The 15,097-nt window shown below is 65.4% G+C and carries 11 protein-coding genes; 2 read left to right on the top strand and 9 right to left on the bottom strand.

What is annotated here, in order from left to right:
- Positions 1-20: 20 nt before the first annotated feature.
- From G518_RS0124095 to G518_RS0124085, 3 genes are read right to left on the bottom strand one after another with little or no spacing between them, the layout of a single operon-like run.
- On the bottom strand, positions 21-3,014 hold the full coding sequence (locus G518_RS0124095) for a Tn3 family transposase (RefSeq protein WP_028604708.1): 2,994 nt from the start codon (positions 3,012-3,014) through the stop codon (positions 21-23).
- Between the two features lie 3 nt (positions 3,015-3,017).
- Entirely contained in the window at positions 3,018-3,428 is a 411-nt protein-coding gene (locus tag G518_RS0124090; RefSeq protein WP_028604707.1) for a putative toxin-antitoxin system toxin component, PIN family, read from the bottom strand.
- Positions 3,428-3,667, bottom strand: coding sequence for a ribbon-helix-helix domain-containing protein (locus tag G518_RS0124085; RefSeq protein WP_028604706.1), 240 nt, complete (start codon positions 3,665-3,667; stop codon positions 3,428-3,430). The genes G518_RS0124090 and G518_RS0124085 overlap by 1 nt, the downstream gene beginning before the upstream one ends.
- Positions 3,668-3,868: 201 nt before the next feature.
- Between G518_RS0124085 and G518_RS0124080 the strand changes: the two genes are divergently transcribed.
- The gene (locus G518_RS0124080; protein ID WP_028604705.1) at positions 3,869-4,798 is read left to right on the top strand and encodes a recombinase family protein; all 930 of its coding nucleotides are present in this window, start codon (positions 3,869-3,871) and stop codon (positions 4,796-4,798) included.
- Between the two features lie 39 nt (positions 4,799-4,837).
- On the opposite strand, the gene G518_RS36690 is transcribed toward G518_RS0124080, so the two are convergent.
- The 6 genes from G518_RS36690 to G518_RS36685 all read right to left on the bottom strand — a co-directional run bounded on the left by G518_RS36690 (position 4,838) and on the right by G518_RS36685 (position 14,745).
- Positions 4,838-5,995: a TniQ family protein gene (locus G518_RS36690; RefSeq protein WP_036595898.1), complete on the bottom strand. Its 1,158-nt coding sequence runs from the start codon at positions 5,993-5,995 to the stop codon at positions 4,838-4,840.
- Positions 5,992-6,900, bottom strand: coding sequence for a TniB family NTP-binding protein (locus G518_RS0124070; protein WP_028604704.1), 909 nt, complete (start codon positions 6,898-6,900; stop codon positions 5,992-5,994). Before G518_RS0124070 ends, G518_RS36690 begins: the two co-directional genes overlap by 4 nt.
- A 2-nt stretch (positions 6,901-6,902) precedes the next feature.
- Entirely contained in the window at positions 6,903-8,621 is a 1,719-nt protein-coding gene (locus tag G518_RS0124065; protein ID WP_036595897.1) for a Mu transposase C-terminal domain-containing protein, read from the bottom strand.
- A gap of 517 nt (positions 8,622-9,138) precedes the next feature.
- Positions 9,139-13,485 (bottom strand): zincin-like metallopeptidase domain-containing protein, encoded by a 4,347-nt coding sequence (locus tag G518_RS0124060; RefSeq protein ID WP_011114055.1) that lies wholly within the window; start codon positions 13,483-13,485, stop codon positions 9,139-9,141.
- Between the two features lie 3 nt (positions 13,486-13,488).
- Positions 13,489-13,878 (bottom strand): protein TraD, encoded by a 390-nt coding sequence (locus G518_RS0124055; protein WP_006122510.1) that lies wholly within the window; start codon positions 13,876-13,878, stop codon positions 13,489-13,491.
- 21 nt (positions 13,879-13,899) lie between these two features.
- Positions 13,900-14,745: a DNA topoisomerase gene (locus G518_RS36685; protein WP_281170561.1), complete on the bottom strand. Its 846-nt coding sequence runs from the start codon at positions 14,743-14,745 to the stop codon at positions 13,900-13,902.
- Between the two features lie 157 nt (positions 14,746-14,902).
- Between G518_RS36685 and G518_RS0124045 the strand changes: the two genes are divergently transcribed.
- Positions 14,903-15,097, top strand: a 195-nt coding sequence (locus tag G518_RS0124045; protein WP_028604702.1) for a DUF4158 domain-containing protein, incomplete at its 3' end; no start/stop codon positions are given.

Below are 15,097 nucleotides of genomic sequence, written 5' to 3'. Positions count from 1 at the left end.
GAAGTGCCCTCGCTATCCGCCTAAAGGTCATCCTCTGGATTGCGCAACGGTCGCAGCTCGCCACGGGCGACCTCATCCGGCACCGCAAACGAATACCGCCCGAGCATGTTGATGTGCTCGTAGATCAGCGGTGATAGCCGGGCCAAATCCTCATCAAGCACCGGGTAGCCGTGCTGCTTGAGCCGTTCCACGGCCGCCGTCATGTAGAGGGTGTTCCACAGCACGATGATGTTCACCACCAACCCCAGAGCACCGAGCTGGTCTTCCTGGCCTTCGCGGTAGCGCTGGCGAAGCTCGCCGCGTTTGCCGTGGAACACGGCGCGGGCCAGGCTGTGCCGGCCTTCGCCTCGGTTCAACTGGGTCAGGGTGGCCCGGCGCTTGGACTCGTCGTCGATGTAAGTCAGGGTGTGCAGGGTCTTCTCGATCCGTCCGAATTCGGCCAGCGCCTGGGCTAGCCGAGTGGGCCTATCCCCGGTTTGCAGGGTGCGCATGATGCCGGTGGCCGGTACCCGGCCGAGCTTGAGCGAGGCGGCCAGGCGCAGTAGGTCGTCCCAGTGCTCGGCGATCAGGTCGAGTTTGACCGACTGGCGGGCGAGCCCATTGAGCTTGCCGTAGTCCGCGTCCGGGCGCGTGCGCCAGAAACGGGTGCCGCCGACATCGGCCAGCCGCGGACTGAAGTGGTAGCCAAGCAGGCGGAACAGCCCGAACACCACATCGCTGTAGGCCCCGGTGTCGGTCATGATCTGCGTCGGCTGCAACTCGGTCTGCTGTTCCAGCACCACCGCCAGCAGGACCAGGCTGTCGCGCAGCGTGCCAGGCACGGTGATGGCGTTGAGGCCGGAGAACTGGTCGGAAATCAGGTTGTACCAGGTGACGCCCCGGCCGGTACCGAAATACTTCGGGTTGGGGCCGGCGTGTACGGTGCGCACCGGCACGACGAAGCGCATGCCATCGGCGGAGGCGACCTCACCGCCACCCCAAACCTGAGCCAGTTCCAGTTGGCTTTGCGCCCCCACCAGGATGGCGTTAGCCGCTGACAGCGTGTCATCGCGGATATAGTTCTGGCTGACCCAGGACAGCCGGTCGCGGCGCAGCGCTGGATTGTCGGTGCGGATCAGCGGCTCCAAGCCGGTGTTGCAGGCCCCGCCCAGCAGCACCGCGCAGAGGCTGGTGACCAGGTTGTCGGCCCGTGCGTTGCGCTCGGAAACATGGGTGAACGCCTCGGCAAAACCGGTACGGGCGGCGATCTCCAAGAGGATTTCCGGCAGATCGACACGCGGCATCAGGTCGGCCACGGCCGCCCGCAGTTGCAGCAGCGAGTTCGGTTCCTCCAGCTTGTCCAGCGCGCCGAGCGACAGCTCGGTTTTGCCCTCGGTGTTCTCGCTCAGTTGGATCGCCGGATTGTCGGGCAGGCGCGCGGCGACCGCCCGCCAGGTTGCATCCAGCTCGATGGACAAGGCGTCCAAAGTGGTTTTGGCGTCGACGGTCAGGCCCAGCGAGCGGCAGATGATCGGCCGCGCCGCCAGCCACTCGGCGCCATCGAGCAGGCCGAGACGCGGGTCGGCATAGCGCCAACTGGGCGAGACGAACACGTCGCGCCGGCGCAGGGCTGTGCGCAGCGCATCAAGCGTGCAGAACACATAGGCGCCCATGTCGAGGGAGCCATCCTCGCGGGTGATGTGCTTCTGCCAGGCCTTGGCCACGATCTCCTGCGGCGCGTCATCCTCCGGTTTCCGGCGCGGCAGATTCAGTTGCAGCCAATCCAGGCTGGCGACCACGCCCTTGCCGGCCGGACTGAAGCCGAAGCGGATGTGCTTGAGCAGGTCGGGCAGGAAGCGACGCACACTGCGGTAGCGCGCTTCCAGCGCGAGGAAATAGACGTCATCGGCGGGGCGGATCAGCGCATTGACCTCTTCCAGGGCCTTCTCCAGGGTAGTCCTCGGCAGGTCGTTGAACAGCCGGGCGCGCACGTTGTCATCGCTGATCGAGCTATCCAGCACGACCTTGCACGCGGCGGCGAGCGTCGCGGCCGCCCGGTCCAGGTCTTTCAGGCTGCGCATGCGAGCCTTCTTGTCGGCCTTCTCCGCGTTGCTGAACAGGTCGCGCAGTAGGGCTTCCAGAACCTCCAGGGCGTCGTCGTGCGCAGTCGCCTCCAGGCAGAGCGCGAAGGCCACCAGTGTCGCCATCCGCCGCGACGCCGGCAGCCGGTTGATCGCGGTGACCTTGGCGGTGTTGGCGAAGCGCGCCAGGGCGGCGATACGGCTGGGCGGGATGTGCGCCGCCGCCGGCAAGGTGATGCCGATGCCGCGCACGTCATCGAGCCGGCGCAGTGCCCGGATCAGGGCGGGGCCACTGACCATCACCGGGCCGGAGCGCAGCTGATCCAGGCGGGAATAGCGGTTGCCTTCGGCGACCTCCAGCAAGTCTTGCAGGTGCTGTCTCTGTTCATCGGTCACGCTGCGGCCCAGCGTAAGCCAGAGGCGTTCTTCGACCCGACTGCGCAACTGGGCGATAAAGCGCTCCAGTTGGGAAACGCCAGGCAGGAGGACTTTCTGTGTGAACAGCCACGAGGTGGCTCGCTCAAACAGCACGCCCGGCCGGTCGGTGCCCGTCCAGCAGAGGGCATACAGCCAGCGGCTCAAGCGAAAGCCGATGCCCGGATCGGTGAAATGACGATAGCCAAAGCGGTTCTGAATATCGGCGGCATGTATCCAGCGGCGATGATCGCTATAGCGCTGGAGGCAGTCGGGGTCTGGAATCGCCAGTTGCCGGCAAAGCACCTGCAGGACTTCCACCGGCACGGTTGCGGGCTTGTCCGGCAGAACGCCAACGAAACAAACGGTAGTCAGCAGAACGGCATAACCCAGACGGTTATGGTTACCCCGCAGCACCTGGATGGCTTCGCGGTCTTCATCGCTCAGGTGGAAGTAACGTTCCAGCTCTTCACGACTGGGCGCATCGACATAGCGGCCAAAACCGTCGCGCTGCTCCTGCGTCAGAAAACCGACCGGCATCGATCACAGTACCTCGGCGCAGAACTGGGCGGGCGTGACGATCCGCGTGCGTTCGATGTGCCCGCGTTGCAGCAGGCCAGCGCGTCGATCACCGGTTACCAGGTAGTCCGCATCGCCTGCCAAGGCCATGGCCAGCAGAAACGAGTCATCCGGGTCATCGGCTTCGACCTCGATGGTCAGACGCTCCAGTACCACAGCCCGTTGCAGGTTATTGATCATAGCGCCCACCTTGGCGGGCTGTAGGATGGCCTGAAGCTTGGGGTAGCGGCTGGCTCGGCGGATTTCATCGAGCTGCATCCGCGAGGTCACCACCTCGAAACGTGCAGCGCGCCAGGCACGGTAGATCGCATCGGGCGCGCCATGTGGCGAGATCAAGGCGCTGAACAGGATGTTGGTATCCAACACGACCCGCATCAGCGATTACGTGCCCAGGCGAGCGCTTCGTCAACCGCGTCGGTCAATTCCGCCTCACTCAGGTGGGCGTTGGCGGCCTTGGCCTGTTCGGCCGTCAGTTCCAGGATGTGTGCCCGTACGGCTTCTTCGATGAAGCGCGACAGGTCGCCTTTCCGGCCACCGCCCTGGCTGGCCAGAAACATCCGAAGCGACTGGTCGGTGTCGGCCGAGACGGCGACATTCCAGCGAATAGTATTCATGGCGTTCTCCGCTAATAGGTGTTTGTGTGTTTATACGCCAATCACAAAGGGCGATGCAATGGTTCGATAAAACCTTCGTTTTGCAAAACTTTAACGAAGCATTGCTCGGTTCGTTAACCTTCCCGCGCTACGGTTCAAATAACTGGTACGCTTAATCAAAGTTCAACTATTACTAACGCAGTCGAGTAAACGGGACTTTTGATGAAGATCGGTTATGCACGGGTGAGCACTCGGGATCAGAAAGCCGACCTCCAGGTCGATGCCCTGAAACAGGCCGGGTGCGAACGCATCTACCAAGACATCGCCAGCGGCGCGAAAAGCGCCCGGCCGGAACTGGACAAACTGCTGGCCAACGTGCGGTCGGGTGATGCCGTGGTGATCTGGAAGCTGGATCGCCTCGGGCGCTCGCTCAAGCATCTGGTCGAGCTGGTCGGCGAACTGGCAGAGCGCAAGGTCGGCTTGCAGAGCCTGAATGACCCCATCGACACCACCCACGCCCAAGGCCGCCTGGTGTTCAACCTATTTGCCTCGCTGGCCGAGTTCGAGCGCGAGCTGATCCGCGAGCGGACTCAGGCAGGTCTGTCGGCCGCACGGGCGCGTGGCCGGATCGGTGGCCGTCCCAAGGGCCTGCCAGCCAAGGCCGAGGCCACCGCCATGGCGGCCGAAACCCTGTACCGCGAGGGCCGCCTGAGCGTCAGCGCCATCGGCGAGAAGCTGCATATCTCCAAGAGCACGCTGTACAGCTACCTTCGCCACCGGGGTGTCGAGATCGGCGCATACCAGAAGAGCGCCCGGTCACGCGACCAGCAGCCCACGGTCCCGTCGCCGGCAGAGCCGCCCTCCGACGAGCGGGTGGCCACCGTCACCCTGCGCCTCGCAGTAGTGAACAACAGCAAGTTCGTGCGCGGCCGGAAGCGGGCCACGGAGAACATCGAGCGCTACTGCCTGGAGCCCTATGGCATGAAGCGGCTGGAGACTGGCCACTACGAGTTGGTCATTCCGTATCGGAGCGACGACGAGCTGGACAAGGCCGTGCATGACTTGCTCACCGAGATCAGCCAGGAAGCTGACATGCGCAACTGCTTTATCGAAGCGGATGCCTGGGAAGAAGGCACGGAACGGCGCTGGTAGGGCTTACGTTGGTTTTTGGTTCCATTGCTCCCCAAACCCCTAATGTGACAGAAATTCCGGGGGGATGCCTTCCTTTGCAAAGGTGGCTCGCAACTGTTCCAGGGAAGCTGGGTCGCGCCGACCATAGGAAGCCAAGGCGAACAGCGAGCGCGCCGTCTCGGGGTTGTGCCGCGCTTCAATGATCGCCTCACTGATAGCTTGGACCGCCCGTTGCCAGTGATTGACGGGTTCGGGCTTCGGCGCTTTCGCCGGCAGACCACTGGTGAACCCGGTTTGGGGCTCGGACCAGAACAGCTTTGCATGCTCGCCTGGCGGGCTTATATCCCTCACCTCAATCAAGCTGATTGCCGCTGCCGCTGCCTCCAGCATCTGCAACCGTACTGCCGGGTTCAGGGTTTCATACGGTCGCCACAGACTTTGCCCAGCACGCAGCGGATGCCCGCAGCCTTGCCAGACTTGGCGGAGATACCCCGCGTAGGTTCCGCACGCCGAAAGCGGGGTGTTCAGCTCATCGAGCAGCGTGCGTAGCAGCCGAAACCACAATCCAGCGTGGATGCGTCGGCGCGGCAGCTCCACATGGCCGGTCGTCAGTGCCTGCCAGGTACGCCGGTCCATCACTGCAATCGGGTCGCTGGCGGTGCGCGGCGCAGTGTCGGCGTTCTCCCAGCCGAGAAACCGCCCAGGCACGCCCCAATAGGATTCCAGCCAGCAGCCATGCAGCGGGCAGCTCAGCATCAAGGGCAGCTTCCATGCAAGCAGTACGGCTTGGTTTGCCGGGTCGTTCAGACAGAGCGGACAGGCGCGATGTATCGGCTGGCTGGGCAGCCAGGCACGCCAGCTCGTGATGGATCGCGTCCTACGGCGGAGTTTCGGCAGCAGCACCGAGAGCTGGAACGCATAGGTTTCCAATGCATCTGGAATCTGATCATCAAGACTGTCCAGTAGCCAAGGCACCCAGCCGGCGAAACTCATGCAACGCAGCCGATCCGGCTCGATGCCGCTCCGCAGGGAGAGCATCTCCAGCAGCGCCAGTGGTGGCGCGGTGTCCAGGTCATCAACCTGACCGTGACCAAGATCGTGCTCCAGCAGCTCGGACACCTCCATGTGATAGCAAAGGGCCACGCGGTTGAGCCACGAAGACAAGGCTTCGCCTTCCCTGGGAGCCGGATGCAGTGGCCAGCGTGGCGCTGGCTTCACATCAGTTCCCGCTCGAATTGCCGCCGCCGCTCGCTGGGACCGGTGTAATCGGCCATGCTGAGCGTGCGATGGTTGATCGCTTCCTCGCAGCTCTCCACGGCGACGATGGCCGCTGCCATCAGCAAGTGCGCCAGTTCGCCTATGGTGCCCTCGCTGCGTGTGAGCAGGTAGCGGGCCATGTCCAGCGTGGCAATCGACGAGGGTCGCCGCAGAGGAAGCGAAGCGGCGAAGCTGGCCAGCAGTGAGCAGCAATCGTCGTTGGCCTCCCACAGCGGCAGCATCATCGGCTCGAAGCGGTTTTCCAACTGGTCATCCGAGCGGATGGCCAGATAGGCGTCGCGCGTGCCAACCCCGACCAGTGGGATGCGCAGTTCGTTGCCGAGGAAGCGCAGCAGATTGAGGAATTCCCGGCGGTTGACGCTGTTACCAGCCAGGACGTTGTGCAACTCGTCGATCACCAAAATGCGCACGCCGACCTTGCGCAGCAGTGCCAGCGCCAGTTGCTCCATTTCCGGCAGTCGTGGGCGCGGTCGCAATGGCGCACCCATCGCCGCGAGCAGCGCGACGTAGAAGCGGATCACAGACGGCTCGGACGGCATCTGCACGACCAGCACCGGGATGTGCTCCTGGTCGGCATCGGCGCTGGCCAGATGCGTGCGCCGGAACTTCTCGACGATCATCGACTTGCCGTTGTTGGTCGGGCCGACCAGCAGCAGGTTGGGCATGCGTTGCTTGTTTGGCCACGCATACAGGGTTTCCAGCCGGTTCAGCGCCTCGACCGCGCGGGGGTAGCCGATCCAGCGGTCGGCGCGAAGGCGTTGGATGCGCTCGTCCGCCGGCAGCCGGGCCAATCCCTGCGCCGCCGGCAGCAGGTGGGACAGCTCGATGATGGGATATTCTTCCACGGCTACCACTCCTCAATCTGGTCGAACGGTTTGGCGGGCGGCTGGTTGTCCGCCTGCTGGTCATCCATGTCAGCGTCCGGTGGTGGCGTGGCTTTGACAGGCGGTGCCGTTGCCTTGAGATGCTGGCGTCGATCTGCGTCGCGCCGCGCCTTGCGCGTGGTCTTCTGCGCGGTGGTCACGATTTTGCGCATCTGGTCGATCATGCGGAACAACGCCGACTCATCCACCTGTTCGCGCCCTTGCTGCCGCAATTTCATCAGCGCCTGCCGTTGTTCCCAGAGGGTGACAGCCGGGTGCGACAAGGTACGGTAGGGAATTTCCAGGTAGTGCTGCCCCTCTGGTTCCAGCACCCATATGCGGCTGATGTCGCGTGGGTCTCGCCGGATCAGGAACGCAGGCGAGCGGTCGCGCCGAGCTATCCACGGCTTGAGCGCATCGGCGTAGTAGTGGATGTGGTCGATGACGAAGCCGGTGCGGGTCAGCGTGCGGCGGATGATGGGCAGAAAATCGACCAGAAAAGCCGTGGCGCGAGTGATGACGGTTGGCACGCCGGTCCGCGCGATAGCTTCGGCCCAGCGCGCGGCCGGCGGTTGGAGCAGGCCGTTGTGCACAGAGCCGTGATAGGTGCCGACCGCCAAGGCGAGCCAGCGCTCCAGCTCGCGCAGTGTCAGGGTGGCCATCTTCTCGGAGGCGTATTCCCCGCGCTGGTCAGGGTTGGAGAAGGTCGTTCCCGGCAGTTCGTCGTGGATCATCTGCATCGCCGTGCCGATGATCCGTTCTACGATGCCGCCGTAGTGCGGCTGCCCGAGCGGGCGATAGTCTAGCCGGATGCCATGCTGCTCGCAGCCACGGCGTAGCGCTTCACTCTTGAACTCGGCTGCATTGTCCAGATAAAGCTGCCTGGGCTTGCCGCTCATCGGCCAGTCCATTTCCACATTCAGCCCTTCCAGCCAGGGACGCTTGTCACAGGCGACATGCGCTAGGCACAGGCCGACTGAGACGGCTGACGGGGCTTCCAGCGTGACGACCATGCCGAGCACGCAGCGGGTGAACACGTCGATGGCGATGGTCAGGTACGGGCGGCCAATCGGTTGCCGGTCGCGCTCATCAACCACGATCAGGTCTATCACCGTGTGGTCAATTTGCACCTGCTCCAGCGGTACTGTCAGGGCAGGCGGTACACCGCCGGCACCTTGCAGGTCACGGGCGGCATCTTGCCCTTCCCGGCGGCGCGTGGTTTTGAGCGGATCGAGGCCGACGATCCTCAGTGCCACGGTGTTGCGCGTCGGCACCCGCAGGTTCTGCGCCTTGCACGCCCGCGCCACCTCGCGGTGAAACGCTGCCAAGCTGCGCTTCTGCTTGGTCAGGAACCGCTTTTGCAGCAGCTCGCGGATGATGCACTCGACCGATTCCGGCAAGCGCCCCTTGCCTTTGCCGCCGCCGGAATGGCCGGGCACCAGGTCAGTCACGAGGCCGCTGCCTTGCCGGGCACGCCGGATCAGGACGTACACCTGTCGCCGAGACAAGCCCAACGCCTGAGCCGCCATATCGGCCGCTTCGTGCCCGACCGTCTCCGACTGCGCCAACGGGCCAATGATCTCCGCACGACGGCGCGCACGCTCCCATACCTCATCAGGCAGAGTGGCCACGCCTTGCTCGGGAATCCGTGGGGTGTCGGTCGCCATACTCACCTCGCTTTGGTGCACACGAGTATTGAGCATAGTCGAGACTGGTGCAGATGACTTCTGATATTGGGCTTTCAGGAGCGGGCTGCACAATAGCCGTTACGCCCAATCAACTGGTGCAGTCGTCTTCTGAAAATAACATTATCTTGGCCGGGTCGTTATTGGCGGGTCTAAATGGCCGCTCCGTGGATCTCATCGCCAGAAATGGCGATGCGAGATCCAGGGCAGGGCGGCCGCCATCGTCAGACCTGGCGATGGTCGACGCCGGCGCGCATCGTCGGATGTGGCGATGCGAGCTCGAGGTCGGTGGCCACCGCCGGCGACCTGGTGCCATCGTCGGCAATGGCGATGCTGCAGCTCGACGTGCGCGGCCTGGTCGTCTCGGCATCGTCGGATGCGGCGATGCTCGAGCGAGGCGAAAAAAAACCGCCTCGGGGTGTCCGAGGCGGCAAGTCTGCATGCGGTTCAGGGAGGAAGAAACCGCGCCGGCGATCAGGGAGGAAAACCGCGCGGCCTGATGTGCAGCTCGGCCACTTTAGCCGGATTTTTCGACTTATCCGATGCGAGCGGCCCGCCGTGGGCGCTGCTCGATCTGCTGTTGCTTTTTCTCGACGTGCTTCTGCTCCTGGTGCTGCTGCTCGTCGCGCTGCACCTGGCTGATGGCCGCGCCGATCTGCCGCTTCACGCCCTCGATGCCCAGCTCGCTCTTGTGCGCCAAGTCGTTGAAGTCGGTGTGCTGCTTCATCGTGGACAGCGCCGCGATCTGCGCGCCGCTCAACATCGACGCCTTGAGCTTGGCCGCCTCGTCGCCGGCCAGCTCGACCTTGCCGGCGGCGGCGTCGGCAAGGCGCTGCTCGGCGCGCAGGTGGGTCTTGAAGCTGTCGGGCGTGATGGCGGGCAAGTCGCGCGGGTAGGTGTTCTCGGCCGGCGCGAAGATCGGGAAGATCGCCTTGCCGCCCACGGCCTGGGCGGCCGCCTCGGCCTTCTCCCGGCCGGGGTTGTTGCCGTGGGTCATGACCAGGTGCCGGTCGTCGTCGCCGGCGATGATGATCGGCTTGTCCGGGAACTTGGCGTGCAGCGCCTTCGCCACGGCCTCAAGGTTGCCGCTGTCGAAGGCGGCGACCGTGGCGTGGCCCACGGCCTCGGCCACCTGGGCCGCCGTGGCGTAGCCCTCCGAGATCACCAGCGCCGGCGCGGCCGCCAGGGCGTCCATGCCGCCGACCGGGTGGAAGCATCCTTCCTTCTTCGAGTCCTTGGCGAACCGCTTAGTGCCGTCCTCCTGGATGTATTGCATCGTCCATTGCTTGCCCTCTGCGTCGAAGGCCGGGATGTAGGTCTTCTGGCCTTCGCGGTCGGTCATCACGCCGGCCTGCGCCTGGATGCCTTTGGCTTGCAGGTAGGGCGTCGGCTGCTCGATGGGCACGAGGTCGGCCATCTGCCGACCGACGCGCTGCGCGGTGGCCTCCTGGGCCTTGTCCTGCTCGACGGCTCGCTGTGCCAGCTTCTCGGCCGCCTCGGCCTGGAGCTTGGCCTTCTCCTGGTCGCTCAAGGCGTAGCCCTTGCTCTTCCAGGTAATGTCCGTGCCGGTCTTGTTGTTGATGATCCGCCCGGCCGGGTGCCCGTCCAGGTGGCCCACGTAGAAGCCATCGAGCGCGCCCTTCTTGCCGCCCTCGACCGGCACGCGGTGCCGCTTGCCATCCATGATCGGGTGATCGCCCTGGGCGTTGCTGCCGGTGAACAGGCCGGCGCTGCGCATGGCCTCGGCGAACTCTTCCCTTGGCGTCATCGCTGGCCCTTGCTGGGCCTGCACGTTCTCGGGCTTCCAGCGTTCGAGCTTCGCCGCGTCGGCGCGCGGGCCGACATACCAGGACTTCGCGGCCTTGTCCCAAAGCGCGCCGGCGGCCTTGGCCGCGTTGCGCTGCTCGTAGGGCACGGCCAGGTACTGGCGGGCCTGCTGGGCCTGCTGCGCGGGCTTCTGCGCCTCGCCCTGGGCTTCGGGTGCCGGCTGGGCCGAACGCGGCTCTACGGCCGCTGTAGCGGCTCCCTGCGCCCATTTGGCGAAGGGAGCGGCATCGGTGCCCGGCGGCACGTACCAGGACTGTTGCTGCCGATCCCAACGCGCCCCGAGGCTCTTGGCCTCGTCCTTCTCCTTGTACGGCACGTTGATGTACTGCCGTTCGGGCTTCTCGGCCTGCGGCTGCGCCTGCTGCCGCTCGCGTTCCTGGCGCTCCAGCTCGGCCGCGCGGCGCTGCGCGTCGCTGTCGTTGAGCATGGCCGACGCCTCGGCGGTCTTGCGTGCCTCTTTAGCGGCTGAAATGTCCTCTTCGGTCGCGTTGGGGTCGCGCCGTACACGCTCTTCCTGCACGCGGGCCAGCTTGGCGGCGCGCTCGTGCTGGTTGTCGGTGCCCAGCGCATCGACCAGGTGCAGGCGCTCGGTCAGAGCCTCGGCCTGGCCCTCGGTGCGGGTGCCGGCGACGAAGGCAAAGGCGTCCTCGCCGAACTGCGCATCGGCCTTGCGCGCGTAGACCTGGAACGCCTGCGGCTCGATGCCGGCCTGGGCGGCATCGACGGTCTGGCCGTCCTGCTCGGCCACGCCGACGATGCGCAGCTCTCCGCTCCAGTCGGGCGGCAGCTCAACGCCAAGGTGTTGACGGGTCGCGTCGGCGAACGCCTGGCCGTCGATCTCGCCGGCGGCGAGCTGCCGGCGCGCGGCGGCGGCCTGCTCGATGCCCTGCACCGCGTCGGCAGGATGGGCGGCCAGCAGGGCGGCCGCCTGGTCGTTGGTCGGTGGGGTCATGTTCGCCTCCTGGTCTGCGACGGCCGCTTGCTGCTGGGTCAGCGCCGGCAGGGCCATCAACTGGTCGGGCGCGTAGTTGTTCAGCTCGTCCAGGCTGCGAACCTGGTGGGGTTCACCGTCCTGGTCGTGGAACGCAAAGATGCGCTGGCCGTCGCTCCACCTGGCTTCGGCGTCGATGCTCGACACGATCTGTTCGCCGTGCTGCTGGAGCTGCTGCGCGAGGTGGAGCTGTTCGGCCATGTTGGCGAACTCTTGCGCCAAGCCCTTGCGCTCCAGGTAGGCGTTGTCGGTGTCGGTGTGGCTCGGGTCGATGCCGAACACCGGCGACAGCCGGTCATGCGCGACCGCGTAGAACTGCTCGGGATCGGTGCCGGTGATGCTGCCCACGGTTTCGAGGCCACGGCTGCGCAAGGCGTCTTCCAGGGTGTCGCCCTGGAATGCCTGGTAGTGGCTGAAAGACACGTCCGGGTTGTCCAGGACTTCGGCAATGTCCACGGCCAGGGCCTGGGCCACGGCTTCGTCCTGGGCCTGGCTCTGCTGCTGGTCTTGCTCCTGAACCTGCTTCTGCTCGAAGGCCAGCACGTAGTCGTGAATCTTCTCGGCATCGGCGGCCGCGCGGAACACCTCCAGCGGCTCGTCTTGCAGCGCCTTGATCCACGAACCCACATAGGCGGCGTGCTGGCCCGGATCGTGGCCGATGCCCAGCTCGTCGCCGACGATCATGGAAGCGATTTCGGCGCGCAGCTCTTCCTTGGCGTACCCCTCGCTCCCGAACGGGTGCGCCAGGTCGCGGTCAAGGCGCGAAGCGTGGCCCGTCCAGTGGCCCAGCTCGTGCAGCGCGGTCGCGTAGTAGCGGTCGGAGCTGGGGAACTGGCCGCGCTCCGGCAGGGTGATGCTGTCGGTCGAAGGGCGGTAGAACGCCCGATCACCGGCGGCGTGGGTGATCGTCGCGCCCGAGGCTTTCAGGATGTGCTCGGCGCGCTCGACGGCGTTCCAAGTCTGTTCCTTCTTCGGCTGGAGCGGCGGCAGGCCGTCGATCTGCTCGCCGTTGAACACGGTCGCAAAGAACACGCGCGGCCGCTCCAGCATGACGGTTTCCTTGACCGGCTGGCCCTTCGCATCGAGGACGGGCCGGCCGCTGTCGTCCAGCTTGTCTTGCTCTTCGCTGAACTTCCAGTATTGAACCGGCGTGCCTTTCTCGCCCTTGCGAACCTGCGCGCCCACGGCGGCGGCCTGCTTGTAGGTCATCCAGCGCGCATCGCTGCGGCCCTGGGCCATCAGGTGGATGGCGTTGATCCCTTTGTACCGCTTGCCGGTGGTCGGGTTCATCGGCAGGTAGGCGTTGGGTTCGCCCGGCTCCCACGGCTTTTGCCACGGTGCGGTGCCGGCCTTGAGCTGCTCGATCAGCTTTTCGGCCACGACTTCGTGAAACGGCTTCTTCGGCTCCATGTTCTCGTCCCTTCGGAATAGCTCGTTGAACTGAGGGAAGTTCTGCTGTGTCCGGGAACGGTCGCGCAGGCCCTGGGCGACCATGCACACGATGTTGTGCAGGTCGTCGGCCTGCATGGGCCGCACGCGGGCGATGCAGGTTTCCGTGAATGACTGTTGGCCGCGCTGCTGCACCTGGTCGGCGACCTGGTGCTGGCTCGGCTCGATGCCCTCGCAGTGCAGGGCAAACACTTCCTCGGCGCGCACGTCCAGGGACTGGCCGGCATAGCGCCGGTTCACGTCATCCCATAGCGGCTTGAGGGTGGGTTCGTTGCGGGCGGCCGCCAGGCCGTCCAGCAAGGCGCGCTTCTCGCCCGGCGCGAAGGTGTTGGCCCCGTAGTGGCCTAGCACCTCGTGCCGCAGCGTCATCAGTAGGTCGCCGGCGCTCTCGACGTTCTGCAAGGGCACGTCCACGCGGCCACGGTAGGCGCGGCCGGCGTGCAGCGTCTCCTTGGGCACGTAGCCGCCCTTCATGTCGGCCGGCACCTCGGCCGCTCGCGGCCCGTACAGCTCGGCCGCGTCCTCGCGGAACTTGTAGGCCAGCTCCAGCGCGCCGGGGTAGTCGCGGACGAAAGCCCGCGTCACCCCTTGCGCCTCGGCTTTCGTGATCGGCATGGGTCAGCCCTCCGACGCCTTGCGCGCGGCGGCCTGGGCAACCGTCTCGCCGGGCCGCAGGTCGTACAGCTCGCGGGCGTTCGTGGTGGTGATGAACGGCGGGATGTCGGCGCTCGGGCCTTCGTCGTCCAGGAATGCCGGCTCCAGCGCGCCATCGACTTCCACCAGGTCGTCGCCGCTCGCGGCGGCGTCCTGCTCGGACAGCGCGTCCTCCACGAACGCGCCCACGCGCTCGGCTTCGTCGGGGTCGAACTCGACCTGGAAGCCGGGCGTCAGCGCGTCGGCCATCTTCTCGCGCACGGCCTCGCGGCCGGCGGCGTCGTCGTCAACCGGCGGCAGGACGGCCAGCGGCTCGTCGTGGGCGGCGGTGTTGGTGGTGGTTTGCTCGTTCATGGTCGATCTCCTTCGCTGTGGTCATTCGGATGCCGGGCCGTTGCGGCCCTTGCTGTAGTCGGGCCGACCCTTGAGGTCGGGGTAGGTCTGCTTGCATGTGGGGAAGTTGCTGCAACCCCACCAGAATTGCCCCTTCTTCTTGCTCGGCCGGCGCGACAAGCCGCTGCCGCAGGCCATGCACTTGTGAAGGGATGACACCGGCGCGGCTTCCTTGCCGCCGGCGATGGTCACGGCTCCGCTGTTGGCCTTCGCCACCTGGTCGCGGATGAACGTCTCTTGCTTCGTGATGAAGGCGTCCAGGGCGGCCGTGCCCTGCTCGACGCCTTTCAGCATCCGCTCGTAGAGCGCGGTCAGCACCGGGCTTTTCACAACCTCGGGCAGCGCGTCGATGACGCTGCGGCCGAGGGTCGTGCTGATGATCTGCTTGCCTTTGACGGCCAGGAACTCGCGCCGCTTCAACTCGGAAATGATCGACGCACGGGTGGCCGACGTGCCGATGCCGTCGCCCTCGCGCAGCATCTTCTTGTGCTCGGCATCGCTGACGAACTTGTGGATGTTCTCCATCGCGCGGATCAGCGTGCCCTCGGTAAAGCGCGCTGGCGGCTTCGTCTTGGCGTCCTTGCGGGTGGCGTCCGTGCAGGTCACGGCGTCGCCCTGGGCCATCGACGGCAGGGCCTGCGTGCCGCTGTCGTCGTCCTCGTCCTTCTCGCCTTCCTCGTCGGCCTGGCTGTACACGTCACGCCAGCCGTTGCGCGTGACTACCTTGCCGCTCGCGGCGAAGTTCTCGCCCGCGATCTCGACGCCCACGGTGGTCTGCATGTACTCGTGCAGCGGGTAGAACTGCGCCAGGTAGGCGCGCACGATCAGGTCGTAGATGTTGGGGTCGATTTGTTTTCGTTGTCAAAAGTGACGGTAGGAGATCGAGCACTGGCGTAGGGGTGGTCTGATAAGCCCTTGATTTCATTGGTTTTCCTGTTCACTTTTTCAGGCGTATTGTGTCTGCCCCAATCACCGGAGACACAAGATGCAAAGCTGGCACACAACCTACCTTGGCCTGCGAGAGCTGCCAAGGGAAATCAGCACCTTCGAGCTTCAGTCGTTTTTCACGTACAGCCGTACTGAGCGCGAGCTCATCAACGCCCGCCGAAGCAACGCCCACAAGCTGGGTCTGGCACTGCACATAGGTTTCTTGCGCTTGAGCGGGCGCCTGCTGAATTCG

Origin of the sequence: Ottowia thiooxydans DSM 14619 (assembly GCF_000422885.1) — a bacterium.
GTDB lineage: Bacteria > Pseudomonadota > Gammaproteobacteria > Burkholderiales > Burkholderiaceae_C > Ottowia > Ottowia thiooxydans.
This window is presented reverse-complemented; position numbering and strand designations above follow the sequence as displayed.

Bases quoted from the DNA above. Each gene is read 5' to 3' on its own strand.
- G518_RS0124085 (WP_028604706.1), bottom strand. From the start codon at position 3,667: ATGAATACTATTCGCTGGAATGTCGCCGTCTCGGCCGACACCGACCAG.
- G518_RS0124055 (WP_006122510.1), bottom strand. From the start codon at position 13,878: ATGAACGAGCAAACCACCACCAACACCGCCGCCCACGACGAGCCGCTG.
- G518_RS0124090 (WP_028604707.1), bottom strand. From the start codon at position 3,428: ATGCGGGTCGTGTTGGATACCAACATCCTGTTCAGCGCCTTGATCTCG.
- G518_RS0124060 (WP_011114055.1), bottom strand. From the start codon at position 13,485: ATGCCGATCACGAAAGCCGAGGCGCAAGGGGTGACGCGGGCTTTCGTC.
- G518_RS0124095 (WP_028604708.1), bottom strand. From the start codon at position 3,014: ATGCCGGTCGGTTTTCTGACGCAGGAGCAGCGCGACGGTTTTGGCCGC.
- G518_RS0124065 (WP_036595897.1), bottom strand. From the start codon at position 8,621: ATGCTCAATACTCGTGTGCACCAAAGCGAGGTGAGTATGGCGACCGAC.
- G518_RS0124080 (WP_028604705.1), top strand. From the start codon at position 3,869: ATGAAGATCGGTTATGCACGGGTGAGCACTCGGGATCAGAAAGCCGAC.